The following is a 26827-nucleotide window of genomic DNA, read 5'->3' as shown; positions in this document are numbered from 1 at the left end:
CGGTCGGCCACGGGAAGGGCGCGGCGAGGCGCCTGTCAAAGCTTGTCGAGCATGGTGCGGTAATTGGAGTGTCTACGGCCCGAGGTCAATCCTCATTTCGGACAGGGCTGGCATCTGCACGAGATGGGACCCGCCAACCGCATGTATTTTCCGCCCCCGCCACGCACAAGGGGTAGTCAACGTGACATCGCTGTAATCCTTTTTCCGGATTAACCAGCAAGAAGGGGCGCCCCTTCGAGCCTCTCCTCCGCGAAGCGGCAGAGCGGAGAGAAGGATGCGGTCCGTCATCGGAATCGCGATCGCCGTCATGCTGACGGCGTGGGCGGGCGGCGCAGACGCCTCGGTCCCGCGGCGGCAGGAGGCGCTGGACGCGGCGGTGGCCGCGGGGCGCCTCCACCTGGACGGCGTGGTCGCCCGGATCGGCGAACGCCGGATACAGGACAAGGGCGGGCTGGACCTGGAGGGGCTGGCGCTCGGCCTGTCCGGAACGGAAGTGCCGGCCGCTGCCCTGGCCCCGGTGCCCGAGGGCAGCGGCAGTCTGGCCAGGCGCCTGGGCGCCTTCGTCAGCGGCGGCGTCCACTGGATCGGCGGCCGGCTGCTGAGCGACGGGCTGACCGCCGGGGTCGATCTGGAGCTGGACGGGCGCGGCATGGCCGGCATCACCGCGTCCTATGTCGAGGCGCCGGAGGCGGACGGCCTCACGGCGCGCACGCTGGCGGTCTATCTGTCCCGCACGGAGACGTCGGGAACGGGCCTGCACGCCATCGCCGGCATCGGCCACGCCGCCGCGCCCGGCGGCAGCGAAGGCCACACCGCCGCACCCGGCGGCAGGGAAGGCGACGCCGCCGCACCCGGCAACGACGGCGGCGACGCCCGCGCTGCCGGCGTGCTGTTCGGCGAGCTGGGCGGGGTCGGCCGCTTCGAGCCGGCACCGGGGCTGACCCTGACGCCCGAGCTGCGCCTGGGGGTTCAGGCCGGACGCAGCGGCACGGCCGGACCGGGCGGGTCCGGAGCCGTGGCGGTGGAGACGCTGGCACGGCTGGCGGCGGACTACGGCCACGACCTGGGCCGGATCGGCTGGCTGCGGCTGGGGGCCGACGTCTCCTGGTGGCTGCCCCTGGGCGACGGCGGCCGGCGCCGCCGCGACCGCGAGGCGCGCCTGCGCCTGGGCGGCAGGACCACGAAATCGGTGCTGATGCTGACCGCCAGCCTGGAACGGCCGGAAGGGACGCTGTTCACCCTGGACCACGTCACCGAGGACCGTCACCGCGGTCCCGACGGACACAGCCTGCGTGCCGGAATGACGGTCCGCTTCTGAGCGCTACCGTCCCACCGCCTCGGCCACGCTGGCGAAGCCGTCCCGCTTCAGCAGCGCGGCAAGGTCGGCCTTGATCCGGCGGACCAGGGCCGGTCCCTGGTAGGACAGGGCCGTGTAGAGCTGCACCGCGGAGGCGCCGGCCCGGATCTTGGCGTAGGCATCGGCCCCCGAGGCGATGCCGCCGACGCCGATCAGCGGCAGCCGGCCCCCGGTCAGGCTGCGGAATTCCGCCAGCACGCGGGTGGACGGCGTGAACAGCGGCCGGCCGGACAGGCCGCCCGCCTCCTGCGCCAGGGACGCGGGGATCTCCGGCGGGCGCGAGACGGTGGTGTTGGAGACGACCAGCCCGTCGATCCCGCTCTCCAGCGCCACGGCGGCGATGTCCGCCTTGTCCTCTTCCGTGAGGTCGGGGGCGACCTTGAGGAACAGGGGCGGTTCGGCACCGGCGGCGCGGCGCACCTCCAGGCAGCGGCCGAGCAGGGCGGCCAGCGGCTCCCGCCCCTGCAGGGCGCGCAGGCCCGGCGTGTTGGGCGAGGAAACGTTCACCACCAGATAGGCGGCCAGCGGCGCCAGCCGGCGGATGCCGGCGGCATAGTCCGCCGCCGCGTCCTGCTGTTCCTTGTTCTTGCCGACATTGGCCCCGACGATGCCGGGCCGGCCGTGCCGCGCCTGCATCCGGGCGGCGAAGGCGTCCAGGCCCAGGCTGTTGAAGCCGAAGCGGTTGATGACCGCCTCCGCCGAAGGCACCCGGAACAGCCGTGGCCGCGGGTTGCCGGGCTGCGGCAGCGGCGTGACCGTGCCGCATTCGACGAAGCCGAAGCCCAGCCGCAGCATGGCGTCCGGCACCTCGGCATCCTTGTCGAAGCCGGCGGCGAGGCCGACGGGGTTCGGCAGGTCCAGCCCGCACAGCCGGGTGCGCAGCACCGGATCGTCGGGACCGGGATCGCCGCCGGCCAGGCCCGAGCGCAGCGCCGAGAACACCAGCGACTGGGCCCGTTCGGGGTCCATCGCCTGGAGGAAGGGGCGGGCGAGCGGATAGAGGTCGGACAGGCTCACGGCACGGTCTCCGGGGCAGGCCCGGGGGCCGGCCCCGGAGCGGCATGCGGCGGCACCCGCGGAACCCCGTCGGGTCCCAGCGGCATCGGATCGGCCCGCAGCACGGCCGATACCGGCAGCGCACCGTAGAGGTGCGGGAAGAGCTGCCCCGCGCGCGAGGGCTCCCACTTCAGGGCGGCCCCCAGCGGAACCGGATCGACCGTCAGCAGCACCAGCCCCGGCTGGCCGCGGCGGTGCCGGGCGGCACTCTCCGGAAGCTGGGCGGCGGTGGAGAAATGGATGAAGCCGTCCGCCATGTCCTGCGAGGATCCGGCATAAGCGCCGCGCGCCAGGGCATCGGTCCATTCCCCGGCCCGGCACATGTGGAAGATCGGTTCCGTCATGGCGCTGTTCTAGCGGAACACCCCGGGCCTGACCAGCGGGGCGCTCGCAAATTGCGACCCCCGCCCCGGCATTCCGATTTTGAATTGTTCCAGATTGCCGGCTGCACCGGGCATATGCACCGAAAATCAAGAAGTTGCCCGCACGATCCCGGTGGCATCCGGCTTGCTTTTCCCTGCGGCCAGGCGTTGCGGCCCATGCCGGGCCGCCCGGATCAGCACGTAGAAGGATCAGATCATGGGCAATTCCTCCACACTGGAGAACATCCGTCCCGAGATGAGCGAAACCCTGCGGAATGCCCTGGACACGGTGGAGCAGATGGGCATGTACGGCCTGACCGCCGTTCCCGTGAAGCCGACGGCGGAGATGCTGCTGGCCGGCGCGCGGGCGGGCGGGATCGGGGTCGAGACGGCCTGGGCCGTCTATCAGGCGATGCTGAAGGCCGCGGACTGAGCGGCAGCCATGGTCACCGGACGTCGCCCTATCCTTCGAGGGGCTTCCCCTCCACGGGCGGAAACGGATAAAGTTTTATGCATCGGGTCCCGCGCGGGTCCGGGCGGGCAGAGCCCCGGGACCCGGACGGACGGCGCGACAGAACCCGGTGTCATGCCGTCCAGTGTCACGCGGCCAAGGAACACGCGGAAAAGCAGCCAGACGCGGGAACACCGTCCAGCTTACCGTCCCTTGCGGAACGGCAGCTCCCCGGGACGGACAAGGGTGGGAGCCTGACCATGCAGCAGACATCCCCGGCACACCAGTCGCCGCCGACGCCCCCGCCGGCCCCGGCCTATCAGACAGATCCGGTCGGCCGCGACATGCCGGCCGGCAGCCCGCAGCTCCAGGAGGAGCGGCGCGCAGCCGACACCAGCCCCGGCCGCCGGGTCGCCCGGCTGGCCTGGTTCGAGCTGGCGACCGCGGCCACGCACCAGGAACTGCTGGCGGAACTGCACGGCCCCGACGGCGACGGTGCAGACAGATACGGAACGGCGCCCGCCGGAGAGCACTGAGGCTCCCGCCGGACGCCGTTTCACCGCCGGACGCGCACGCCCCGGGGATCAGTCCTTCAGGTCGGCCCAGAGTTCCTTGACCTTGGCGAAGAAGCCTTCGGATTCCGGATGCAGGCCGTCCTGGCCCGCCTTCTCGAATTCCCGCAGCAGCTCCTGCTGCTTCTTCGTCAGGTTGACCGGCGTCTCCACCACCACCTGGATGTAGAGATCGCCGCGGGCCGGGCTGCGCAGCACGCTCATGCCCTTGCCCTTCAGCCGGAACTGGTGCCCGGTCTGGGTGCCGGCCGGAATGGCGATCTTGGCCCGGCTGCCGTCGATGGTCGGCACCTCGACGCTGCCGCCGAGCGCCGCCGTCGTCATCGGGATCGGCACCCGGCACTGCAGGTTGGCGCCGTCGCGCTGGAAGAAGCGGTGCGGCGCGATCGCCAGGAAGATGTAGAGATCGCCCGGCGGCCCGCCGCGCAGGCCGGCCTCGCCCTCCCCGGCAAGGCGGATGCGGGTGCCGTCCTCCACCCCCGCCGGGATGTTGACGGAGAGGGTCTTTTCCTTGCGCACGCGGCCCTGGCCGCCGCAGGTCCGGCAGGGGTCCTTGATCACCCGGCCGACGCCGTGGCAGGCCGGGCAGGTCCGCTCGATGGTGAAGAAGCCCTGCTGCGCCCGCACCTTGCCGTGACCGTTGCAGGTCGGGCAGGCGATCGGGGTGCTGCCGCCCTCGGCCCCGGTGCCGTTGCAGCTCTCGCAGGCGACAGAGGTGGGCACGCGCACCGTGGTGGTGGCGCCCTTGAAGGCGTCCTCCAGGGTGATTTCCAGATTGTAGCGCAGGTCGGCGCCGCGGTTGCTGGTCTGGCCGGCGCGGCCGCGGCCCATGAACTCCCCGAACATCTCGTCGAAGATGTCGGCGAAGCCGCTGCCGAAGTTGAAGTCGAAGCCCGCGGCCCCGGCGCCGGGACCGCCGCGGCCGTTCTCGAAGGCGGCGTGGCCGAAGCGGTCGTAGGCGGCCCGCTTCTGGTCGTCCTTCAGGACGTCGTAGGCCTCGCTGATCTCCTTGAACTTCTGCTCGGCGGCCTTGTCACCCTGATTGCGGTCAGGGTGGTACTGCATGGCCAGCTTGCGATAGGCCTTCTTCAGGTCGTCGGCGCTGGCGCCCTTCTGGACGCCCAGCACCTCGTAATAGTCCCGCTTCGACATGGTGGCCCTTACCGTCGCCCTATCCCGTCCTCATGCCACCGCATGGCAGACCGCCCCGCCGTCCGTGGACGGGCGGGACGATCGCCATGGCGATCGGATGCCGTGGCCGGATCACGCGGACTTCTTGCGGTCGTCGTCGACCTCCTCGAAGTCGGCATCGACCACCTTCTCGCCGCCGGCCTCGGACGCACCGGAGTCGCCGCCGGGGGCGCCCGGACCGCCCGTCTCCTGGCCGGCCTTGTAGAGGGCCTCCCCCAGCTTCATGGAGGCCTGGGCCAGGGCGTCGGTCTTCGCCTTGATGTCGGCGACATCGTCGGCGGCCATGGCCGTGCGCAGCTCGGCGATGGCGGCCTCGGCGGCGGACTTCTCCGCCCCCGGCAGCTTGTCGCCGTTCTCGGACAGGGTGCGCTCGGTGGTGTGGATCAGGCCGTCGGCCTGGTTCCGCGCCTCGACCAGCTCACGCCGCTTCTTGTCCTCGGCGGCGTGCGCCTCGGCATCCTTGACCATGCGGTCGATGTCGGCGTCCGACAGGCCGCCCGAGGCCTGGATGCGGATCGTCTGCTCCTTGCCGGTGGCCTTGTCCTTGGCCGAGACGTTGACGATGCCGTTGGCGTCGATGTCGAAGGTGACCTCGATCTGCGGCACGCCGCGCGGGGCGGACGGAATGCCCATCAGGTCGAACTGGCCGAGCATCTTGTTGTCGGCCGCCATCTCGCGCTCGCCCTGGAAGACGCGGATGGTCACCGCCGTCTGGTTGTCCTCGGCGGTGGAGAAGACCTGGGACTTCTTGGTCGGGATCGTGGTGTTGCGGTCGATCAGGCGGGTGAAGACGCCGCCCAGCGTCTCGATGCCCAGCGACAGCGGAGTGACGTCCAGCAGCAGGACATCCTTCACCTCGCCCTTCAGCACGCCGCCCTGGATGGCGGCGCCGACGGCGACCACCTCGTCCGGGTTCACGCCGCGGTGCGGCTCGCGCCCGAAGAACTGCTTCACCGTCTCGATGATCTTGGGCATGCGGGTCATGCCGCCGACCAGGATCACCTCGTCGATCTCGCTGGCCTTCAGGCCGGCGTCCTTGAGCGCCGCCTTGCAGGGCTCGATCGTGCGGCGGACCAGATCGTCCACCAGGGCTTCCAGCTTGGACCGGGTCAGCTTGATGTTCAGGTGCTTCGGCCCGGAGGCGTCGGCCGTGATGAAGGGCAGGTTGACCTCGGTCTGCATGGACGCGGACAGCTCGATCTTCGCCTTCTCCGCAGCCTCCTTGAGGCGCTGCAGCGCGAGCCGGTCCTTGCGCAGGTCGATGCCCTGCTCCTTCTGGAACTCCTCGGCGAGGTAGTCGATGATCTTGGCGTCGAAGTCCTCGCCGCCCAGGAAGGTGTCGCCGTTGGTGGACTTCACCTCGAACACGCCGTCGCCGATCTCCAGCACGGAGATGTCGAAGGTGCCGCCACCCAGGTCGTAGACCGCGATGGTGCCGGTGCCCTTCTTCTCCATGCCGTAGGCGAGCGCCGCGGCCGTCGGCTCGTTGATGATGCGCAGCACTTCCAGGCCGGCGATCTTGCCGGCGTCCTTGGTGGCCTGGCGCTGGCTGTCGTTGAAGTAGGCCGGGACGGTGATGACCGCCTGGGTCACCTTCTCACCGAGATAGTTCTCCGCCGTCTCCTTCATCTTCTGGAGGATGAAGGCGCTGATCTCGCTGGGGCTGTACTGCTTGCCGTGGCTTTCGACCCAGGCATCGCCGTTCTTGCCGCCGACGATCCGGTAGGGGACCAGCCCCTTGTCCTTCTGGGTCAGGGGATCGTCGTAGCGCCGTCCGATCAGGCGCTTGATGGCGAAGAACGTGTTCTCCGGGTTGGTCACCGCCTGGCGCTTGGCCGGCTGGCCGACCAGCCGCTCGCCGCCCTGGGTGAAGGCGACCATCGACGGGGTGGTGCGCGCCCCTTCGGCGTTCTCGATCACCTTGGCCTGCGTGCCTTCCATGATGGCCACGCAGGAATTCGTGGTGCCAAGATCGATGCCGATGACTTTGCTCATGATGTGCGACCTCTCGTTTCCGGCAGATCGGCTGCGGCCCGTGCCTGTCCGGCACCACACCGATCCCCCATGCAGGTTCTCACTGACATTGGTCTTCGGGCGGGAGAAGGGAATGCCCCCGCGAACGCAGCAGATATAGGCAGGTGCGGCAAAGGCTGCAACCGCCGCCATGGGGGGCAAGAAAGAGCCGCGGGGCCCACCCCCGGCGACCCCACCGCAGCCTGCCTCCCGGCCGGGCTCCCGGCCGCGCTCCCGGCCGCGCTCCCGCCGCCGGTGATACCGTCCTGGGGCAAGCAGCCGATCCTGGAACATCACAGACCGGCAGAATACTCTTGTTAATGGTATATTAATGGCACGGTGCCATCCATGGCCGCAGAAGAAATGCGGCCTCCCCGTCCCGGGCCAATTGGGGATGTTCAGCCCCAATTTCTTCAGGGGAATGACCTTTAGAAGTAAACCGGATACATTATATCTCCCAAATCGATCCGCTTTCGAATATCGTCATCGGGTCAGGCCGCGCGTCCGGCCGGTGCGCTTCAGGGGGAAGCAAAAGCTTCGGGGTGGAGCAACGATGACAGAGTCTCGACGCGACATGGCCCTGGCCATCAAACGCTGCCTGGAAAGCCTGGCCGCGGATGCACAGAGCGGGAAACTGCACGAGGTGGCCTATCTGATCGGCATCGCCGCCCTGGCGGCGGAGGATGCCGCCCGCGCCGCCGAACCTGTGGAGCTGGCGGGCGACCTGCTGCACAAGCGCCCGATGGGCCACTGCTGAGGGGACCTGCCGGGGGCAGGGGCGGCGGGGGAGTGGCGCGGGGCAGCGGTGGCGCGGGGCAGCGGTCCGGGAGCCCCCGCACCACCGCCCCGGACCGTCCTGCCGTCAGGGCATGGCGCGCAGGGCCTTCGCCGCCGCCACCATGGCCACCAGGGCCGGCTTCACCTCCTCCCACCGGCGGGTCTTCAGCCCGCAGTCCGGATTGACCCAGATCTGGTCCGGCTTCAGCCGTTCCCGCGCCTTGACAAGCAGCGCGACCATCTCATCCACGCCCGGCACGCGCGGGGAGTGGATGTCATAGACGCCGGGTCCGATCTCGTTCGGATAGCGGTAGCCGGTGAAGGCGTCGAGCAGCTCCATCTTCGAGCGCGACGTCTCGATGGAGATCACGTCCGCATCCATCGCGCCGATCGCCTCGATGATGTCGTTGAACTCCGAATAGCACATGTGGGTGTGGATCTGCGTCTCCGGCCGCACGCCCGAGGCCGACAGCCGGAAGCACTCCACCGCCCAGTCGAGATAGGCGGCCCAGTCGGCGCGGCGCAGGGGCAGGCCCTCGCGGATGGCCGGCTCGTCGATCTGCACGGCCCGGATGCCGGCCCGTTCCAGATCGACCACCTCGTCGCGCAGGGCCAGGGCGATCTGACGGCAGACGGCGGCGCGGGGCAGGTCGTCGCGCACGAAAGGACCCATTGCAGCATTGGTCACCGGCCCCGTCAGCATCCCCTTCACCGGCCCGGTCCGTCAGCGACTGGGCGTAGCCGGCCCAGTCCACCGTCATCGGCGCCGGGCGCGACACGTCACCGAAGATGATCGGAGGCCGCACGCAGCGCGAGCCGTAGGACTGTACCCAGCCGTTGCGGGTGAAGGCGTAGCCGGCGAGCTGTTCGCCAAAATACTGGACCATGTCGTTGCGTTCGAACTCGCCATGGACCAGCACGTCGATGTCCACCTCCTCCTGCCAGCGGATGGCGGCCTCCGTCTCGTGCCGCAGGAAGGACAGGTAGTCCGGATCGGACAGGGTGCCCTTGATGTGGGCGGCGCGGGCCTTGCGCACGGCATCGGTCTGCGGGAAGGAACCGATGGTGGTCGTCGGGAAGCGCGGCAGCCCCAGCCGGGCGGCCTGGAGCGGCCGGCGCTCGGCATAGGGCAGGCGCCGGGCCATCTCCGGCGTCACCGCCGCCAGCCGCGCGGCCACGGCCGCGTCGTGGATGCGCGGCGAGGCACGGCGCGAGGCGACGGTCCGTGCCGCCGCGTCCAGCACGTCCGCCACGGCCCCCCGCCCCTCCGTCAGGGCCCGGCCGAGCGTGGCCAGCTCCGCCATCTTCTGCACGGCGAAGGCCAGCCAGCCGCGCAGTTCGTCATCGAGGCCCGTCTCGCCCTCGCTGTCCACCGGGACATGCAGCAGCGAGCAGCTCGGCGCCAGCAGCACCCGGCCCGGCCCCAGCCGTTCCGCCACCGGCCCGATCCGGTCCAGGATGGCCGGCAGATCGGCCCGCCAGACATTGCGGCCGTCGATGACGCCCAGCGACAGGGCCAGCCCGTCCGGCAAGCGTTCCAGCGCACGCTCCAGGTCGGCCCCGCCGCGCACGAGGTCGAGGTGCAGGCCGGCGACGGGCAGCGCCAGGGCGGTCTCCAGATTATCGCCCAGCGGCCCGAAATAGCCGGCGACCAGCAGCTTCAGACCGGGCGCCGCCGCGGACAGCGCGGCATAGGCGCGGCGCAGCGCCTGCCGCGCCCCGTCGTCGAGGTCGAGCGCGAGGCAGGGTTCGTCCATCTGCACCCAGTCGGCCCCCGCCGCCTCCAGGCGCCGCAGCACCTCGGCATAGACCGGCAGCAGGCCATCCAGCAGCGACAGCGGCTCCAGGTCCGCATCCTTGGACTTGCCCAGCAGCAGGTAGGTCACCGGGCCGACCAGGACGGGGCGGGTCAGGATGCCCAGCGCCTTCGCCTCCAGGAACTCATCCACCGGCTTGGTGGAGGCGAGCCGGAAGCGCTGACCCGGTTCGAACTCGGGCACCATGAAATGGTAGTTGGTGTCGAACCACTTCGTCATCTCCTGCGCCGGCAGGCCATCCCCGGCGGCAGGGGCGCAACCGCAGCCGCTGCGCCCCTGCGACCCGCGCGCCATGGCGAAGCAGGTCTCCAGGGGCACCGGTCCGCAGGTCCAGCCATAAAGGGCGGGAACCGCACCGACCATGACGGAGGTGTCGAGGACGTGGTCGTAGAGGGAGAAGTCGTTGCTGGGAATGTGGGTGATCCCCAGCGCCTGCTGCCGGCGCCAGCTTGCGGCCCGCAGGGTCCGGGCCGTGGCGAGCAGGTCGGCGGGGCCGGTCCGGCCGGCCCAGTAGGATTCCAGGGCCGACTTCAGCTCGCGGCGCGGCCCGATGCGCGGCACGCCCATCGTGGCGACGGGCACGGCAGCGCCGGGAAGGATTGGTTGCGACATTGGCATGGACCCCATTGTGGATGGGGGCAAAGGCCATAGCGGACGCGAAGGACAGGCCCGCAGCACCAGGGGACGGTCCGGCGCGGCCTGCCAAGGCGACACACCGGGACACCCCGCCCGTGGACGTTATCTGCCATGGCAGGTCTCCTGGCTCGCGGGTCATCGCCTTCCGCCGGTCTTCCCAGGACCGGTCGGTCCCAGTGACACATGGGGGCGGTCGGCTCGCCGCTGACAGTTGCGGGGGCAGCGCCGGACTCGCACCGGCTTCCCTCTTAGCCCCAGCGCGGCCGCAGAGCCGCCTGGAGACCATGGCGGAACGAGACTAGACGCTCCCCCAGTCACGGTCAACGACACATAAAGAGTTCTTTATGTCGTTATGTCCTTGCGCCGACCTGCCTGTCGCGGCGGCAGTTCCACCGGGACCTTCCGGCCCGCGGATCGTTCCGGTACGGGAACATTCCGGTCAGGAAACATTCTGCCCCGGGGTCCGGTCCGGCCGGCGCCGGTCACTCCTCGGCGGCGCCGCTGCCTACGATGGCGGTGCGGATTTCCCGCTCCAGCATGGCGAGCGTGGCCTGCGCCGTCACGCCGCCATGGGCCTTCTCGGTCACGGCGAAGGAGAACAGGGCCAGCGTCGTCTGACCGTCGCAGGCGGACCCGCGCAGCCAGAGGTGGAAGCGCAGCGGCTCCCCGTCCTCCTCCCCGGCCGTGGCGAAACGGGCCAGCACCTCGCCCTCGTCCAGCCATTCCACGCTGCCCTCGCCGACGCGGCCGTCGGGGCCGTCGGCGAACTGTTCGGCCGTCTGGCGCAGCACGCGGCGGGCGTCGCCGTCATCCTCGGCCCCGCCGTCGGCGTAGCTGAAGGCGTGGACCGCCACCCGCAGGGTGCCGGTGCCCTCCTCGTCGCCGTGGAAGACGGCCAGCTCGCCGTCCTTCTCCGCGCTCCAGTCCCAGGGCACGCGGAAACGGACCAGATCGCCATGGCCGACATTGCGCATGGTCACCCGCTCCACCGGCTCGCGGACCGGCAGTTCGGTGAACTCGATGCGGGCAGCCTCCTCGCCCAGCCGGTCGATCAGCTCGGCCAGCCCGTCCATCTCCGTGCTGCTGTCGGGCACCAGAAGCTGCACCGTCACCACCCGCACATGATCGGGCGGGCGGAAGTCGGCCACCTTCCAGACGAAGACCTGGCGGTCGGGCGGCTGCGCCACGGCATAGGCGATCCAGCGCCGGTCGTCGCCGTCGTCCTCCGACGGCGCGATGCCGTGCGGCAGCACGTTCTCCCGGTCCAGATACTGGATCGCCTCCTCGGCGCGGACGCCGTAGGGGTTGCGGTAGGTGGTGAGCGAGATCAGCAGATCGACGGGATGCGCGCCCGGCGACTGGTAGGCCAGCCCGCCATCGTCCCGCGACACGCGCCGCCAGTCGGCGGGCACGCGCAGCCGCACCACCCCGTCGCGCAACGCCACAGGGTTCCAGTCGGCCGCCATCTCGCTGTCCAAGGAATCTTCCCACATGCCCTGGAATCTAGGCAGGAGACCGGGGCGAGTCCATGACCATGGGGCGCCGGTCCCGTTTGCGTGCAGGGCGGGGTGCGCCCGCGGCCGCGGCGCGCTATCGTCGGCCCCGTCTCCAGCCCCGTCTCCCGGCCCCGTGGAAGGACCCGGTCCGCCATGCCCAGTCCCCCGAGCCCCGACGGGTTCCGCTACCTGCCCGACCGGCTGGACGCCGCCGCCCAGCAGGCGCTGCTGGACGCCGTGCAGCAGGTCGCGGCGGCAGCGCCGTTCCAGCGCTACGTGACGCCCGGACGGGGTCGGCCCTTCAGCATCGACATGACCAACGCCGGCCCGCTGGGCTGGGTGTCGGACCGGCGCGGCTACCGCTACAGCCCCGTGCATCCGGCCACCGGCCGGCCCTGGCCACCGATCCCGGCGGCGCTGCTGGATCTCTGGGCCGAGCTGGCGGGCTGGCCGCAGCCGCCGCAGTGCTGTCTCGTCAACCTCTACCGCGGCGGCGGCGCCCGGCTGGGGCTGCACCGCGACGAGGACGAGGAGGCGGCCGACGCCCCGATCCTGAACGTCTCGCTGGGCGACACGGCCGTGTTCCGGCTGGGCGGACGGCAGCGCGGCGATCCGACCCGCAGCTTCCTGGTGCCCAGCGGCACGGTCATGGTCTTCGCCGGCGAGGCCCGCGCCGCCTTTCACGGGGTGGACCGCATCCTGCCCGGCAGCAGCGCCCTGCTGCCGGAGGGCGGAAGGCTGAACCTGACCCTGCGCCGGGTCACCCCCGGCGACTGACCGGCAACGGCGGGCCAGCGATGACTGGCCGGTGAGGACCGCCCGGTGAGGACTGCCCGGCGACGGCCGGCCGCGCCGGGCTCAGCTCTTCAGCCGCCAGCCGCGGGCATAGAGCGCCAGCGCCGCCCCGTAGAGCAGCGCCGTGACGACCAGCAGCACCATGAGCGACACCGCCGGCGGCTGGTGGCTCTCCCCGATGAAGCCGTAGCGGAAGCCGTCGATGGCGTAGAAGACAGGGTTGGCCTGCACGATGGTGCGGAACGGCTCCGGCATTCCGTCCACCGGGGCGAACAGGCCGGAGAGGAAGACCAGCGGCAGGAAGATGAAGGTCAGGAAGGCCGCCATGTGGTCCCACTTCTGGCTGACGATGCCCGACAGGAAGCCCGCCGCGGCCATCATCGCCGCCCCCAGCACGCCGAAGCCCAGGACTGCCAGCGGATGCGCCACCGCCGGCGCCCGCAGCAGCAGCATGGCGGCCCAGATGCCCGCCCCGGCCAGCAGCCCCGCCGCGACCCCGGCGATGACATAGGCCAGCACCGTCTCCCGCGCGCCGACCGGCGCCATCAACTGGTCGATCACCATCCCCTCGATCTTGCTGTAGACCAGGGAGAAGGCCGGGTTCTGCGCCGCCTGGAGCAGCAGCGACATCATGATCAGCCCCGGCACCAGGAAGTCCAGCACCGCGTCCCCGGCCGGGGTGCCGCGGTTCGGCCCCAGCCCGAAGGCGAAGCAGACGAAGTAGATCACCGCCATGATGGCCGGCGCGATCACCGTCATCGCCGCCATCTTGCGCACCCGCAGCAGCTCGCGCCGCATCAGCGTGACGAAGCCCCGCCAGTGGAAGGCGCCGATGTGCCGGTCGAAGGCCGGATCGAAGGCGCCGGCGGGCGGCGGGGGGACATCGCGCGGGGACATGGGCGGTCAGGCCTTCAGCTTGTAGCCGCTGGACAGCATCCGCAGGACCACGGCCAGGAGCACCAGATTGGCCCCCGTCATCACCAGGATGCCCGTGGTCAGGGTGCCGTCCGTCTGGCCGATGAATCCGTAGCGGAAGCCGTCGATGAAATAGAAGAACGGGTTCAGGTGCGCGATGAAGCGGAAGGCCGGGGGCACGCTGTCGATGGTGTAGAAGGTGCCCGAGAGGAAGGAGAGCGGGGTGACGATGAAGTTCGTCACCGCCGCCATGTGGTCGAACTTCTCCGCCCAGATGCCGCCGATCAGGCCCAGCAGCGACAGCAGCATGGCCGCCGCCACGGCATGGAACAGGATGAACTGGGGCGCGTACAGCCCGAGCGGCACGAAGATCCAGATGGCGGCCGCCGTCGCCAGCCCGACCAGCAGGCCGCGCGCCACCCCGCCCATGACATAGGCCGCCGCCAGCTCCCCGGCGGAGAGCGGCGGCATCAGCACGTCCACGATGTTGCCCTGTACCTTCGAGACGAGCACCGAGGAGGAGGTGTTGGCGAAGGCGTTCTGGGCGATGGACATCATCACGAGGCCCGGACCCAGGAAGACCAGGAAGGGCACGTCGCCCACCATCCGCACCACCCCGCCCAGGGCCAGGGCGAAGACGGAATAGAACAGCAGCGTGGTCACCACGGGGGCGGCGACGGTCTGCACCCAGACCTTCAGGAAGCGCCGGATCTCCCGGCGCGTCAGGGTCCAGAGGCCGATCCAGTTGACGGCGCCCACGCTCCGCGGCATGGGAAAGCTATGATCCGGCATTGCACAGGGTTCCGCTTGAGGCTGCGGCACAGTAGCGCCCCCGCCCCGTCGCGGGCAACCGCGGCCATCGCGCGAAGCATTGCGCGAACGGCCGGCGCCGCGGCCGCCCGACCGACCGCATCCACCCCGGGGGCCGCATGACGGACGACCGCGACCGTTCCGCCCCCCCTGCCCGTCCCGCCCGCCGCGGGCCGCGCCGGGTCAGCCCGGACTATCTGGAGCGGGCGGCGCTGCACTATCTGGAACGCTTCGCCAGTTCCGCCGCGAACCTGCGCCGCGTGCTGCTGCGCAAGGTGGACATGTCCGCCCGCGCCCACGGCACCGACCCCGAGGAGGGCCGCCGCTGGGTGGAGGACCTGATCGCCCGCTACCGGCGCAGCGGGCTGCTGGACGATGCCGCCTATGCCGAGGCGCGGGCCGCCAGCCTGCAGCGCCGCGGCGGCTCCACCCGCCTGATCCGCCAGAAGCTGGCGGCCAAGGGGCTGGAGGACGGGCTGATCGTGCGCGCACTCGGCGGGCTGGAGGGGGCGGAGAGCGGGGATGCCGACCTTGCCGCCGCCCTGGCCTATGCCCGCCGCCGCCGGCTGGGACCCTACCGCGATCCGGCGGCGCGGGCGGAACGGCGCGACAGGGATCTGGCCGCCCTGGCGCGGGCCGGCTTCGACCTGGACACCGCACGCCGGGTGGTGGACACGGACGACCCCGACAGCCTGACCGACGCATTCTGACCGGCCCGGCCTGACCGGCCGGGGGCTGACCGGCCCGGCCTGACCGGCCGGGGGGCTGACCGGCCCGTTCAGAGCGGCCCGGTCTGATGCCGCGGGCAGGTCATAGGACCCGGATGCTGTTACATCCATCGTCGGGGGGCGGTATCATCCATCGGCGTTATGTCCAACGGCCGGCCCTCTGGACTATGCTGCGGCCGCCCGTTCCAGCGAGCCGAGCCTTTGCCGCATCGCCGATCCGACACCACCCCGACGCGCGAGCTGACCCGTCAGGCCATCCTGGCGGATTTCGGGGCCTTCGCGCTGACCTGTGGCGACCGTGCGGCCCTGTTCGCGCAGGTTGCGCGCAGCGCCGTCCAGGCGACCGGCATGGCGGCGGCCCTGGTGGCGGAGGTGCGGCAGGGGACGGGCGGGTTCCTGGTCGTCGCCGGGGAGGGGCTGCCGCCCGGAGCGGCGGGCACCCTGGTGCTGCCCGACGGCGCCGCCACGCCCGTCGGCCGGGCCTGCACCGCCGGCCGGGCCGTCGTCATCCCCGACTGCGCCGCCGAGGCCGGGCCCGACGATCCCGAGCCCTTCGCCGCCCTGGGCCTGCGCGGCATCGCCGTGACGCCGCTGCGCGCCGGCCTGACCGTGGTGGGGATTGTGGCCCTGGGCAGCCCGGAGCCGCGGGGCTACGACATGGCCGACCTCTACCTGCTGGAGGGGCTGGCCAACATGCTGGGCGCCGGGCTGCGCCGCATGGAGGTGGAGGCCGAGCGCGACCGGCTGCTGGCCGCCCTGCGCGAGGGCGAACGGCGCTACCGTTTCATGACCGAGTCCATCCCGCAGATCGTCTGGACCGCCAGCCCCGACGGGGAGGTGGACTACTACAACCGGCGCTGGTCCGACTATACCGGGCTGAGCGTGGAGAAGGGCACCGGCGGCGAGTGGGACAGCGCCATCCACCCCGACGACGCCTCGCGCACCCTGCATGCCTGGACCACCGCCGTCGCCACCCGCACCCCCTATGAGATCGAGCACCGCATCCGCCGCGCCGGGGGCGGCTGGCGCTGGATGCTGTCGCGCGCCTGGCCGTTGTTCGACGATGCCGGCAACGTGGTCCGCTGGTTCGGCACCGCCACCGACATCGACGGCGAGCGGCAGGCACAGCAGGCCCTGACCGCGGCCCGCGACACGGCGGAGCGGGCGAACCGCGCCAAGTCCCGCTTCCTGGCCGCGGCCAGCCACGACCTGCGCCAGCCGCTGAACGCCATCAGCCTGCTGACCTGCAACCTGCGCACCCGGGTGGGCGATCCCGGCGCGCGGGAGCTTCTGGACCAGATCGAGGGCTCGCTGGACGCGATGATCGACCTGTTCGAGTCGCTGATGGACATCTCCAAGCTGGAGAGCGGCGGTGTCGAGCTGGACGTGCGGCCGGTGCCGCTGCAACCCCTGCTGAACCGGCTGCAACGGGACTTCGCCCCCGCGGCACGGGCGAAGGGGCTGCGGCTGGGGGTGGTGCCCACGACCCTGTACGGGCTGAGCGACCCGACCCTGCTGGAGCGCATCCTGCGCAACCTGGTCGCCAACGCGGTGCGCTACACCGACCGGGGCGGTGTGCTGGTCGGCGTCCGCCGCTATGGCAGCCATCTGCGCATCGACGTGGTGGACACCGGCCCCGGCATCCCGGCCGGCTGCCTGGACGACATCTTCGAGGAGTTCCAGCAGCTCGGCAACGCGGCGCGGGAACGGAGCAGCGGCCACGGGCTTGGCCTCGCCATCGTGCGCCGGGCCGCCGACCTGTTGCAGCACCCGCTGGACGTGCGCTCCCGGCCGGGCCGGGGCTCGCGCTTCTCCGTCGTGCTGCCGCGGGCGGATGTCGTGGCGGCGGAGCCGGACATACCGGCCGCGGACGGCCCGGCGGAACCCGCCGCCACCGGCTTCCCCATCCTGCTGCTGGAGGACGACCCGCTGGTGCTGACCGCCACCCGGATGCTGCTGGAGGATCTGGACTGCCCGGTGGTGGAGGCGCGCAACGGGGACGAGGCGCTGCGCATCATCGCCGGCGGCGCGCAGCCGCGGCTGGTGCTGGCCGACTACCGCCTGCCGGGCGCGATGGACGGGCTGGAGACGGTGCGCCGCATCCGCACCGAACTGGGCCGGAGCGTTCCGGCCATCCTGCTGACCGGCGACGTCACCGCCGATGTGGAACCGCGCGCCCGCGCCGCCGGGGTGCAGTTCGTGCGCAAGCCGGTGCGGCCCGACGAACTGCGCTCCCTCGTCAAGGCCACGGCCCGGACCTGACCTGACCGACCCGTCAGCCGGGTCCGGACGCCCCCTCCGGTGCGGGCGATGCCGGGGCGGGCGATGCCGCGGTGGAGGGCGCCGGAGCGGCTGTGGCGCGGAGCCCGCCGCGGGCCGCCGTCTTCGGCACGCCCTTGTAGGCGAGGTAGGAGGCGTGGCTGATGCCCATGAGGTAGAGGAAGGTCTCGCTCGGCTCCGGCAGGGCGGTGACCGGCGCCTCGACCCGGAAGGCGGCGAACACCTCCGCCGTGTAGGCGCCCAGCACCAGAAGCGTGAAGAAGATCTGCTGCACCTTGCCCAGATCCACGGTGGCGGCGTTGCCCACCTCCTCCCCCTGCACGATGTCGGTCCAGTCCGCCTGCTGCGAGGTCTCGCGGGTGAAGACAGCGGCGCTGTCGGCCGGGCCGGCCGCGGCCTGGGCGGCGCTGCGCGCCGGATCGGCCACGGGCCGGGTGCTGAGGATCAGGGGCGACGCGGCCAGCGTGGCGCTGCTGATGCCCAGGGCCGCCAGCAGGAACTGCGGGATGGTGATGTCCAGGGGACTGGTCCCCGGCGGCAGCGGCCCGCCGACACCGGCAAGGTTGGAGGCGGCGGCCACCACCAGCACCGCCGTCGTCAGTACGGTCCAGGCCATCACCTGCAGGCGGTCCAGGCTGATGCGGTTGCGCCCGTCGATCAGCACGCCTGCCGCATGTCCGGTGAGCGCCAGACCGAACTGGCGCAGCAGCAGGATCAGCAGCGCCGCCGTCGCCAGGAAGGCGACCGTGCGCCAGGACACGGTGTCGAAGCGCAGAAACGCGATGTTCACCCCGGCGATCAGTGCGACCGTGGCGAGAAACTGGAACGGCCCCCTCATCCTCGTCCCCTCTTCCGCTTGCCGTGGGGCGCGTGCCGTTCTGCGTGCTTTTCTGCGCGCCGCGCCTTGGCTGACGGTGCGGCGGGGTCCGCAGCCTTGGCGCCCCATGGGTTGCGCAGAATAACCCGAAATACCCGTTTTTCAAGGTCCGGGAATTATGACCGGCGGACGGGCGGCCCCTTCATGTGCGGGAGGGGACGCAGCCCAGCCGCGCCAGCAGCGGCAGGCGCGCGCGGCGGAAGGCGGCGGCGCGCTCGGCCAGCTCCGTCCGGTTCGCCGCCTCCCCCTCCAGCAGGCGGCCGTCGCGCAGCACCGCTTCGCCGCGCGCAGCCAGGACGGACCAGGCGAAGGCCGCCGGGTCCACGCCACGGACCGAGGCCAGCAGGAACAGCCGCTCCAGCCGGTCCGTCTCCACCGCGCCGGCCAGCACGGGCGAGGCCAGGGCCGACAGGGTGTCGCCGTCCAGGCTGCGCGCCAGCACCAGCCGGTTCCAGGCGTCGGACCCGGCAGCGCCCATGGCCTCCCCGCCCGGCGCCGGGGCGATCCGGGCCAGGGCATGGAGCTGGACCAGCGCCGCGCGCAGCCGCGCCCGCCCCAGCCGCGCCACCTCCGGCGCCCGCGCCGCCAGCGCCTCCAGGCTGGCCGGCCCGTCCGCCAGCGCCTCCAGCAGCGCCATGCCGGCGTCGCGGTCCAGCGGCAGCTCCCCGTGCGGCAGCCGGGCGATGCCGGGCAGGGTCCGGGCCGGGGCCAGGGCCGCGAAGGGCAGCGCGTCCAGCCGCCGGTCGCGCTCCGCCGGGTCCAGCGTGCGGGGGCCGCGCACGAAGACGTCGCGCCGGAACGGCTGGTTCGTCAGGGTGTCGCGCACCGTCTCCCGCAGGGCGGGGTCCGCCACCTCCGCCAGCAGGGCACGCGCGCCTTCCGGCAGCACGTCGGCATGGTCTGACGCCAGCGCCGGTGCCGCGAAGCTCAGGTCCGCCCCGGTCAGGGCGGCGAAGACGTCGGCGGAATAGTCGGGGGTCCAGGCCGCGTTGAAGAATTCGTGCGCCAGATAGGCGGCGGGCCGCTCCGCCAGTTCCTCCAGCCGCGGCAGCACGGCCGGATTGACGGCGAAGTAGCCGCCCTCCCGCGCCAGCCGGCGGAGGAAGCCCAGCGCCGCCGCGATCCGTTCCGGCAGCGGAGCCTGCGCCCCTTGCCCCTGCGCCGCATGCGCCGTCAGCAGCCGGCGGAGCGGCATGTAGGGGGCCCAGCCGGGCAGGGCATTGTAGCTCACATAGGCGACACCGCCCGGCTTCAGCCGCCGGCGCAGGAAATCGACGATGCGCCGGCGCGGCCCCTCTCCCACCCAGGACCAGACGCCGTGCAGCGCCACCACGTCGAAGGGCGGCAGGTCCAGCCGGTCGTAGGCGTCGAAGTCCAGCGCCTCCACCGCCAGATTGCCCAGCCCCGCGGCCCGGGCGAGGCCGGCGGCGTGGGCCGCGTGCTCGGGGTTCACATCGGTGCCGAAGAAGCGGCCCTGGGGATGCGTCGCCGCCGCGACCGCCAGGTTCACGCCCTGGCCGAAGCCCAGCTCGCACCAGGTGAACGCCCGGCCGAAGTCGGGCGGCGCGACCCCGCGCAGCAGCAGCGAGAGCGACAGCAGGGCGGGCGTCATCTCGCGGTGGTAGCTGGCGGTGTAGCCGATTGCGGTGACGGCCCCGGCCCGGTGTCCGGCATCGGGAACGGCGGGGGAAGAAACAGGGGGCAGGGTCATGGGCGGGCGGCAGAGATCGGACGGCAAAGATCGGGCGGGCAGGATCGGCGCAGCCTAGTCCGCCGGCGCCGCGGCGGGAAGCGCGCGGCCGTCCTTTCCCATGGGGTCCGTCGGGCTGCCCCGTTTTCCCGGCCCCGTTCCGCTTGACAGGCCCGGTCCGGGACTGGCGCCATGCCCGCGGGAGTTGCGGGAGGAGAGCCACCCTTGTTCCACCTTCTCGACCAGATGCGCCGCCGCCAGGGAAACCTGCTGGACAGCCTGGGGCTGGGACCGGAGACGGCCCCGAGCCGGATCGTCCTGGCGGAACCGGGCTTCCGCCTGCGCGCCTATGGCGGCGACGGGGAACCGGCCGTGCTGATCGTGCCGGCGCCGATCAAGCGCCACTACATCTGGGACCTGGAACCCGGCGTCAGCGCCGTGCGCCGACTGGCCGGGGCGGGCTTCCCCACCTATCTGGTGGAATGGCTGGAGCAGCCGGCGGGAACCCCGTCCGGCGGGCTGGCGGAGCATGCGGGACGCCTGCTGGACCGCGCCGTGGCGGCGGTGGAAGCGGACAGCGGCCGGCCGCGGCCCGTGCTGGCCGGCCACTCCCTGGGCGGGACGCTGGCGGCCATCTTCGCCGCGTCGCGCCCCGGCCGGGTGCGCGGGCTGGTGCTGCTGGAGGCCCCCCTGCGCTTCGGGCCGGAGGCGGGGGCGCTGGCGCCGCTGGTCGCCGCCGGCCCCGGTGCGGCGGGCATCACCGCAACCTATGGCGACGCGCCGGGATCGCTGCTGACCTACGGATCGCTGGCGGCCGCACCGGACAGCTTTCTCTGGTCCGTGCTGGCGGACCGGCTGCAGAGCTGGGGCGACCCCGAGGCGCGGCGCCGCCACGGCCGGGTGCGGCGCTGGACCCTGGACGAATTCCCCATGCCCGCCCGCCTGTTCGAGGAGGTGGTGGAGCATCTCTACCGCGAGGACCGCTTCGCCCGCGGCACCCTGGCGCTGGACGGGGTGCCGGCCGCCGCGTCGGCCATCGACTGCCCGGTGCTGGCCGTCGTCGATCCCGCCAGCCGGGTGGTGCCCCGCGGCTCGGCCGTGCCGCCGGTCCCCGCCTTCGCCCGGCCGGAGAGCCTGGTGCTGGAGCACGGCGGCGACCGCGGCGTCGCCCTCCGGCATGTCGCCGCCCTGGTCGGCCCGGCGCTGCACGCCGGGCTCTGGCCGCGCCTCCTGGACTGGATCGGCCGCCGCGCCGGTCAGGCCGCGCCGCCGACCGACCGCCGGAAGCCCGGCAGCGCCACGGCGTAGAGCAGGGCCGCCAGCGGCAGGCAGACGGCGCTGACCAGCGCCAGGGAATAGCGCACCAGGGCGGGGTCGCCGAACACCCAGTCGGTGACGCCGCCCACCACCGCCGGCCCCAGCCCCAGCCCGACGATGTTGACGACGAAGAGATAGAGGGCGGAGACCAGCCCGCGCATGGTCCCGGGCGTCATCAGGTTGGCCGCCGCCGCCCCCACCCCGGCCCAGGCCGTGCCGACGAAGCCGGACAGGCAGGCGACGCTCCAGAGCAGCGTCTCCGACGGCATCAGCGGCACCGCCGTGCTGAAGACGGATGCGGCCAGCGCCACCCAGAGGCAGACCCGCACCGGCGCGTCCGCCGCCCCCGCCCGGGTCAGCCGGTCGGCCAGGAACCCGGCCGTGAACATCCCCGCCGTGGCGAACAGGATGGTGATGCCGCCGAGATAGAGCCCGACCTCCCCCGGCGGCGTGCCGAAGGTCCGCACCGCCAGCGCCGGCATCCAGGCCGCGGTGCCGTAGCCGACCAGCGACATCAGCCCGCAGGCCAGGAAGTGCGGCACCATCACCCCGGCACGGGCACGCACATGCGCCAGCACGGCGCGGAAGGGCACCTGCGCCTGCCCCTGCACCCGGCCGCGCCGCACCGGCTCCTTCACCGTCAGCATCAGCAGGGCCAGCGGAATGCCCGGCAGGCCGGTGACCAGGAAGACGAACTGCCAGGGCCGCACCTCGCCCAGCAGCGGCACCGCGATCATCGCGTTCTCCGCGCTGGCGAAGCCGACGACCAGCCCGCCGACGATGAAGGCCACGCCCGAGCCGACGGTGATGCCGGTGCCGTAGACGGAATAGGCCCGGCCCAGCCGGTCGGGCGGGAAATAGTCGGGCAGCAGGCTGTAGGCGGCGGGCGACAGCGCCGCCTCGCCCACCCCCACCCCCATGCGGGCGATCATCAGATGCCAGTAGGTCTTGGCCATCCCGCAGGCCGCGGCGAAGCAGGACCAGACGAGGACGCCCCCGGCGATGATCCAGCGCCGGCTGTAGCGGTCGGACAGCCGGCCGGCAGGCAGGCCCAGGAGCGTGTAGAGCAGCGCGAAGGACAGGCCGGACAGCAGCCCGATCTCGAAATCGCTGACCTGGAGGTCGCGCTTGATCGGCTCCACCAGCAGGTTGATCACCAGCCGGTCCACGAAGGAGACGACGTAGAGCAGCATCAGCACGCCCACCACGTACCAGGCGTAGAGCGGCCGGGGATAGGGCGGCTGGGCGGCGCCCGGGGCCGGGACGGCGGTTCCCCCCGGGGAAACGGTCGCGGGCTCCGGCACGGGGGCAGCGGCCTGCCCGCGCCCGTCGGCGGCAGTCTCGGCGGTCACGGGGTATCCTCCCTGTTCCGTTCTTCTCTGTACTTTTCTGCCGGTCGATCCGGCTTGCGTTATCGAACCATAGCAGCCGGTCCCGGCCGGACGGCCAGGGCGGAACGGCGGGCAGGAGGGCGATTCCGGTCGGCGTCCGCCCTGCGGTGACGGTGCGGCAGCGGCGCCGGTGGCCGGTCCCGGCGCGTGGACAGGCTTTCCGCGCGGCCGCTATCCTCGGCCCTGCCGCCCGGCCCGCCCCTCAGCCGGCCCCAGCCCGATACCCGGAAGGCCCCCGATGCCGCTCGACTACGACCTGCTGATGTCGCTGCCTCCCGAGGAGGTGCGGCAGAGCTACACGGCGCGCGACACCATCCTCTACGCCCTGGGCGTGGCGGCGGGGGTGCCCGACCCGCTGGACCCCGGCGACCTGAAATACACCTACGAGGCCGACCTGCACGCCCTGCCGACCATGGCGGTGGTGCTGGCCTATCCCGGCGTCTGGCTGATGGAGCCACGCTTCGGCATCACCTGGCACAAGGTCCTGCACGGGGAGCAGACCCTGCGCCTGCACCGGCCGCTGCCGGTGGAGGGGACCGTGGTGGCCGCGACGGTGATCGACGCGATCTACGACAAGGGGGCCGACAAGGGGGCCGTGCTCTACACCCGGCGGGACATCCGCGACGCCGCCACGGGCGAGCTGCTGGCCACCGTGGGGCAGAGCGCCTTCCTGCGCGGCGACGGCGGTTTCGGCGGCAAGGCGGACGGGGCGCCGAAACCGCACCCGGTGCCCGACGACCGGCCGCCCGACCTGACGCTGGACCTGCCGACCCGGCCGGAGCAGGCCCTGATCTACCGCCTGTCGGGCGACTGGAACCCGCTGCATGTCGATCCCGGCGTGGCCGCCCTTGCCCGGTTCAGCCGGCCGATCCTGCACGGGCTCTGCACCTACGGCGTCGCGGGCCGGGCGGTGCTGCGGCTTCTCTGCGGCAACGACCCCGCCCGGCTGCGCCGGCTGGACGGCCGCTTCTCCGCCCCCGTCTTCCCGGGGGAGACGATCCGCACGGAGATCTGGCACGAAGGCCCCGGCCGCGCCGCCCTGCGCGCCCGGGTCGTGGAGCGCGACCTGGTGGTGCTGACCAACGGCGTGGTCGAGTGGGTGTGACCGGCGGGGTGGAGAGCCTGCCGCCAGGACGTACCCTCACACCACGTCGCGGATCAGGGCATCGGCCGGGATCTTCCACGCCTGATGCAGCCGGCGGATCTGGGTCAGCGACAGCCGCTGGATCGAGCCATGCACGATCTCCGATGCGCGGGAGCGGCTGCCCAGCACCTTGGCAAGGTCACGCTGCTCATAGCCCGCCTGCTCCATACGGAACTGGATGGCGTCCAGGGCCGACGGCGGATCGATGGGGAAGGCGTCGCGCTCGTACCGCTCCACCAGGATGGAGAGCACCTCCAGTTCGGCCACCTCGGGCGTGCCTTCCGCGGCGTCCATCAGGTCGTCGATGCGCGCCAGCGCGGCCTTGTGGTCCTCGGGGGTCTTGATCGGTCGGATATCCATGGTCACACCGTTGTTGCGTCGACAGCATCGTATTCGGCATGTGTTCCGGCGAACCGGATGCGGGCAACCTGGGCGACGTAGTTGAACTGCACGATCAGCCGATAGCGATTGCCGCAGAGGTCGAAGACGATCCTGTTGTTGCCCACCACATCGGCCGTGCCATAAACGGCCTTGATTTCGGTCGGCTTCGTCCACCGTGCCTGCTGAACTTCCTGTATCCAGGCAGCGATCCGGCGATCCAGGGCGCGGGCCTGCTGGGGCCGTTCACGCTTTTCGCGGGCAATCAGGGTGGTGAGGATTTCAAGGCCGACGACCTTCATGAGCGATCAGTTACCATGTTCCAGAAACCGGAACAAGGGGGCGTTCCGAAAAGTGGAACACAGTCCCCTTGCCTGACCGCAGGACCGACGCCGTGACCCCGGCAGGGCCGCGGAGCACCGGGCTTGACGGCGCACCGGGGCTTGACGGCGGGCGGGGGCGACACCTTCTAAGGGGTTCGCCACAATCGCCTGCGACGCCAAGGACATGACGGACTCCGCCCTGCCCGCCGCCGCCGATGCGCCCGCCGCGCCGGCCCCTTCCGCCCTCCGCCGGCTGGTGGAGTCGGTCGGATTCCAGCGCTTCATCGTCGCCGTCATCCTGGTCAACGCCGTGACGCTGGGTCTGGAGACCTCGGCCACGGCGATGGCCGCGGCGGGGCCGCTGCTGACGGTCCTGGACCGGCTGGCGCTGGCGGTCTTCGTCGTCGAGCTGGGGCTGAAGCTGGCGGTCTACCGCCTGTCCTTCTTCCGCCAGGGCTGGAACAATTTCGACTTCACCATCGTGGCGCTCAGCCTCGCCCCCCTGATCGGGGTGGCCGGCGCGGGCAACCTGTCGGTGCTGCGGGCGCTGCGCATCCTGCGGGTGCTGCGGCTGCTGTCCGTGGTGCCGCAGATGCGGGCCGTGGTGCAGGCCCTGTTCGGGGCGCTGCCGGGCATGGGGGCCATCATCGCCGTGCTGGCGCTGATCTACTATGTCTCGGCCGTGCTGGCGACGAAGCTGTTCGGCACCAGCTTCCCCGACTGGTTCGGCAGCATCGGCCGGTCCATGTACAGCCTGTTCCAGATCATGACCCTGGAAAGCTGGTCCATGGGGATCGTCCGCCCGGTGATGGAGGTCTATCCCTACGCCTGGGTCTTCTTCGTGCCCTTCATCGTGCTGGTGACGTTCGCGGTGCTGAACCTGTTCATCGCCATCATCGTGAACAGCATGCAGTCGCTGCACGACGCCGACACCAAGGCCGAGGCCGAGGAACGGGAGCTGAAGGCGCACGGGGAACGCACCGCCATGGCGGACGAGCTGCGCGCCCTGCGGGCGGAGATCGCCGGCCTGAAGGAGGCGGTGCTCCGGCGCGACTGACAGCCGGGGTGGCGGGACGGCGGCGGCTCAGCCCAGCCGCCGCTTCCAGTCCCGGTAGAGCCGCTCCGCCTCGTCGGAGCCGGCCAGGATCTCGATCATGCGCAGGCTGCTGAAGACCTGCCGCTGCACCTCGGGATCGTCCGCGGCGCTGCGGCCGCCGCGCAGCCGCCCCTCCGTCTCCGTCTCCAGCCGCCGCCGCACGTCCCCGATCTTGGCGTTCACCTCGCGCTGGATGCCCAGGTGCGGCGCCAGTCTGGCGGAGCGGCGCAGGGCCAGCGCCAGTTCCTCCGCCTGCCGCACCTGCGCATCGGGCAGGCCGCCGTCCGGGGTGCCGGCGAACAGGGTATCGACCAGCGTCTGGTCGATCTCCGCCACCACGTTGCGCACGACCAGGTTGGCGATCCCCGTCCGGGCCGCGGCGACCCGGCCGGTCAGTTCCTTGTCGCGCAGGCCGGCCACGGTGTCGTTGACGGAGTTCAGCCCCTCCGTCAGGCGCTCCGCCGCCTTCGCCAGATCGGCCGCCTGCTCCACGCCGGGTTTCGCCCGCTCGATGTCGGAGGTCTGGCGCAGCAGGTTGCCGACCACATAGCCGGAGAGGTCGCGGGCCAGCCCCTCCTTCTCCGCCACGGTGCCGCCCAGCTTCACGTCGCCCAGCATCTTCAGCAGCTCGCCCGGCCGCTTCATGCGCGAGGTCAGCACCAGCAGCAGGGGCGTGGTGCGGCCCGGATCGACCGCCCCCAGCTCGGCCAGCGCCTCCTTGATCGCCTCCACATGGCTTTCCGCCAGCTCGCCGATCGGCTTCTCCGGCAGGGTCAGCTTCAGGGTCTCGATCTCGCGGCCGACCTCCAGGAACCCGGCGATGGCCTCGAGCTGCCGCAGCACGTCGTCGTCGCGGCCGAAATTGTCCACCTTGAACTTCAGGCCCTCATGGCAGGCCCGGACCACCTCGCGCACGGCCAGGGCGCCCGACATCCAGAGCGGTTCGCCCAGCGTCACGAAGGCGCGGAGGTCGCGCGGGTCGGTGCGGCCAAGCTCACGCTGGATCTCGGCCAGCAGGGCCGGGTCCATGCGCTCGCGCGCCGTGCGCCAGCAGGGCGCCAGGGTGGAACGGGCGATCCGGTTCAGCCGCCGCGCATAGGTCTGGGGATCGTCCAGCAGATCCTCGACCGGGCGGAAGAACAGGCGCGACAGGCTGGGCCGCCGCGGCGGGCGCAGGGCCGCCAGACGCGGGCGCAGCGTGTCCAGCGCCCCCTGCACCGGGGCCTTGTCGCCCACCTGTTCCAGCAGATGGTAGATCTTCAGGAAACGGCTGTCGTCCAGCCGTGCGGCGTCGGCGGCCAGCGCGGTCCATTCCCGCGCCAGGCTGTCGGGGGGAGAGCGGTCTTTCATGCCGG

Annotated in this window: 24 protein-coding genes, 1 pseudogene and 1 riboswitch; of the genes and pseudogenes, 10 read left to right on the top strand and 15 right to left on the bottom strand. The window is 71.9% G+C overall.

The window, feature by feature from the left end:
* Positions 1–274 precede the first annotated feature (274 nt).
* Complete coding sequence (locus RC1_RS13690) at positions 275–1318, top strand: hypothetical protein (RefSeq protein ID WP_012568014.1); 1044 nt, start codon at positions 275–277, stop codon at positions 1316–1318.
* 3 nt (positions 1319–1321) lie between these two features.
* On the opposite strand, the gene RC1_RS13685 is transcribed toward RC1_RS13690, so the two are convergent.
* Complete coding sequence (locus RC1_RS13685) at positions 1322–2368, bottom strand: quinone-dependent dihydroorotate dehydrogenase (protein ID WP_041786534.1); 1047 nt, start codon at positions 2366–2368, stop codon at positions 1322–1324.
* A gap of 2 nt (positions 2369–2370) precedes the next feature.
* The gene (locus RC1_RS21500; RefSeq protein WP_012568012.1) at positions 2371–2757 is read right to left on the bottom strand and encodes a DUF952 domain-containing protein; all 387 of its coding nucleotides are present in this window, start codon (positions 2755–2757) and stop codon (positions 2371–2373) included.
* Between the two features lie 235 nt (positions 2758–2992).
* Between RC1_RS21500 and RC1_RS13675 the strand changes: the two genes are divergently transcribed.
* Both RC1_RS13675 and RC1_RS21110 read left to right on the top strand, forming a co-directional pair.
* Positions 2993–3208: a hypothetical protein gene (locus RC1_RS13675; RefSeq protein ID WP_012568011.1), complete on the top strand. Its 216-nt coding sequence runs from the start codon at positions 2993–2995 to the stop codon at positions 3206–3208.
* Positions 3209–3486: 278 nt separating this feature from the next.
* Positions 3487–3762, top strand: coding sequence for a hypothetical protein (locus RC1_RS21110; protein ID WP_012568010.1), 276 nt, complete (start codon positions 3487–3489; stop codon positions 3760–3762).
* A 48-nt stretch (positions 3763–3810) separates the two neighbouring features.
* Here RC1_RS21110 and dnaJ read toward each other — a convergent pair whose 3' ends face one another.
* Together dnaJ and dnaK are read right to left on the bottom strand one after the other, a co-directional pair.
* Complete coding sequence (gene dnaJ / locus RC1_RS13665) at positions 3811–4950, bottom strand: molecular chaperone DnaJ (RefSeq protein ID WP_012568009.1); 1140 nt, start codon at positions 4948–4950, stop codon at positions 3811–3813.
* Between the two features lie 111 nt (positions 4951–5061).
* A complete protein-coding gene (gene dnaK / locus RC1_RS13660; RefSeq protein WP_012568008.1) occupies positions 5062–6984 on the bottom strand; it encodes a molecular chaperone DnaK in 1923 nt (640 codons plus the stop codon).
* Positions 6985–7555: 571 nt separating this feature from the next.
* On the opposite strand from dnaK, the gene RC1_RS13655 reads away from it, so the two are divergent.
* Positions 7556–7759 (top strand): hypothetical protein, encoded by a 204-nt coding sequence (locus RC1_RS13655; RefSeq protein WP_012568006.1) that lies wholly within the window; start codon positions 7556–7558, stop codon positions 7757–7759.
* A 105-nt stretch (positions 7760–7864) separates the two neighbouring features.
* On the opposite strand, the gene RC1_RS22650 is transcribed toward RC1_RS13655, so the two are convergent.
* The 3 genes and pseudogenes from RC1_RS22650 to RC1_RS13645 form a co-directional block, all read right to left on the bottom strand.
* On the bottom strand, positions 7865–8452 hold the full coding sequence (locus RC1_RS22650; RefSeq protein WP_419760911.1) for a hypothetical protein: 588 nt from the start codon (positions 8450–8452) through the stop codon (positions 7865–7867).
* 100 nt (positions 8453–8552) lie between these two features.
* Positions 8553–10163, bottom strand: a pseudogene (gene metE / locus RC1_RS13650) (5-methyltetrahydropteroyltriglutamate--homocysteine S-methyltransferase); the annotation flags it as partial.
* 165 nt (positions 10164–10328) lie between these two features.
* Positions 10329–10534: riboswitch (cobalamin riboswitch) on the bottom strand.
* Positions 10535–10714: 180 nt separating this feature from the next.
* Positions 10715–11710, bottom strand: coding sequence for a hypothetical protein (locus RC1_RS13645; protein WP_041785371.1), 996 nt, complete (start codon positions 11708–11710; stop codon positions 10715–10717).
* Between the two features lie 171 nt (positions 11711–11881).
* Between RC1_RS13645 and RC1_RS13640 the strand changes: the two genes are divergently transcribed.
* On the top strand, positions 11882–12505 hold the full coding sequence (locus RC1_RS13640) for an alpha-ketoglutarate-dependent dioxygenase AlkB family protein (protein ID WP_012568004.1): 624 nt from the start codon (positions 11882–11884) through the stop codon (positions 12503–12505).
* Positions 12506–12586: 81 nt separating this feature from the next.
* On the opposite strand, the gene RC1_RS13635 is transcribed toward RC1_RS13640, so the two are convergent.
* Together RC1_RS13635 and RC1_RS13630 are read right to left on the bottom strand one after the other, a co-directional pair.
* Entirely contained in the window at positions 12587–13420 is an 834-nt protein-coding gene (locus RC1_RS13635) for an ABC transporter permease (RefSeq protein WP_012568003.1), read from the bottom strand.
* Positions 13421–13426: 6 nt separating this feature from the next.
* Positions 13427–14209: an ABC transporter permease gene (locus RC1_RS13630; protein ID WP_148213460.1), complete on the bottom strand. Its 783-nt coding sequence runs from the start codon at positions 14207–14209 to the stop codon at positions 13427–13429.
* Positions 14210–14367: 158 nt separating this feature from the next.
* Between RC1_RS13630 and RC1_RS13625 the strand changes: the two genes are divergently transcribed.
* Together RC1_RS13625 and RC1_RS20220 are read left to right on the top strand one after the other, a co-directional pair.
* On the top strand, positions 14368–14958 hold the full coding sequence (locus RC1_RS13625) for a regulatory protein RecX (protein WP_012568000.1): 591 nt from the start codon (positions 14368–14370) through the stop codon (positions 14956–14958).
* Between the two features lie 219 nt (positions 14959–15177).
* On the top strand, positions 15178–17238 hold the full coding sequence (locus RC1_RS20220; protein WP_012567999.1) for an ATP-binding protein: 2061 nt from the start codon (positions 15178–15180) through the stop codon (positions 17236–17238).
* 13 nt (positions 17239–17251) lie between these two features.
* On the opposite strand, the gene RC1_RS13615 is transcribed toward RC1_RS20220, so the two are convergent.
* The gene (locus RC1_RS13615) at positions 17252–18094 is read right to left on the bottom strand and encodes a hypothetical protein (protein ID WP_012567998.1); all 843 of its coding nucleotides are present in this window, start codon (positions 18092–18094) and stop codon (positions 17252–17254) included.
* A gap of 181 nt (positions 18095–18275) precedes the next feature.
* A complete protein-coding gene (locus RC1_RS13610; protein ID WP_012567997.1) occupies positions 18276–19844 on the bottom strand; it encodes a class I SAM-dependent methyltransferase in 1569 nt (522 codons plus the stop codon).
* Between the two features lie 204 nt (positions 19845–20048).
* Here RC1_RS13610 and RC1_RS13605 point away from each other — a divergent pair, with 204 nt between their 5' ends.
* A complete protein-coding gene (locus RC1_RS13605; RefSeq protein ID WP_202795543.1) occupies positions 20049–21131 on the top strand; it encodes an alpha/beta fold hydrolase in 1083 nt (360 codons plus the stop codon).
* On the opposite strand, the gene RC1_RS13600 is transcribed toward RC1_RS13605, so the two are convergent.
* Entirely contained in the window at positions 21080–22492 is a 1413-nt protein-coding gene (locus tag RC1_RS13600; RefSeq protein ID WP_012567995.1) for a spinster family MFS transporter, read from the bottom strand. The genes RC1_RS13605 and RC1_RS13600 overlap by 52 nt on opposite strands.
* Positions 22493–22769: 277 nt before the next feature.
* On the opposite strand from RC1_RS13600, the gene RC1_RS13595 reads away from it, so the two are divergent.
* The gene (locus tag RC1_RS13595) at positions 22770–23636 is read left to right on the top strand and encodes a MaoC/PaaZ C-terminal domain-containing protein (RefSeq protein ID WP_012567994.1); all 867 of its coding nucleotides are present in this window, start codon (positions 22770–22772) and stop codon (positions 23634–23636) included.
* Positions 23637–23672: 36 nt separating this feature from the next.
* Here the strand turns inward: RC1_RS13595 and RC1_RS13590 are convergent, their stop codons facing one another.
* Positions 23673–24035: a helix-turn-helix domain-containing protein gene (locus RC1_RS13590; RefSeq protein WP_012567993.1), complete on the bottom strand. Its 363-nt coding sequence runs from the start codon at positions 24033–24035 to the stop codon at positions 23673–23675.
* Between the two features lie 2 nt (positions 24036–24037).
* A complete protein-coding gene (locus tag RC1_RS13585) occupies positions 24038–24355 on the bottom strand; it encodes a type II toxin-antitoxin system HigB family toxin (protein ID WP_012567992.1) in 318 nt (105 codons plus the stop codon).
* 205 nt (positions 24356–24560) lie between these two features.
* Here RC1_RS13585 and RC1_RS13580 point away from each other — a divergent pair, with 205 nt between their 5' ends.
* A complete protein-coding gene (locus tag RC1_RS13580; RefSeq protein WP_012567991.1) occupies positions 24561–25433 on the top strand; it encodes an ion transporter in 873 nt (290 codons plus the stop codon).
* A gap of 27 nt (positions 25434–25460) precedes the next feature.
* Here the strand turns inward: RC1_RS13580 and RC1_RS13575 are convergent, their stop codons facing one another.
* Positions 25461–26822, bottom strand: a complete 1362-nt coding sequence (locus RC1_RS13575; protein ID WP_012567990.1) for a hypothetical protein — start codon at positions 26820–26822, stop codon at positions 25461–25463.
* Between the last annotated feature and the right edge of the window lie 5 nt (positions 26823–26827).

Origin of the sequence: Rhodospirillum centenum SW (assembly GCF_000016185.1) — a bacterium.
Lineage (GTDB): Bacteria > Pseudomonadota > Alphaproteobacteria > Azospirillales > Azospirillaceae > Rhodocista > Rhodocista centena.
This window is presented reverse-complemented; position numbering and strand designations above follow the sequence as displayed.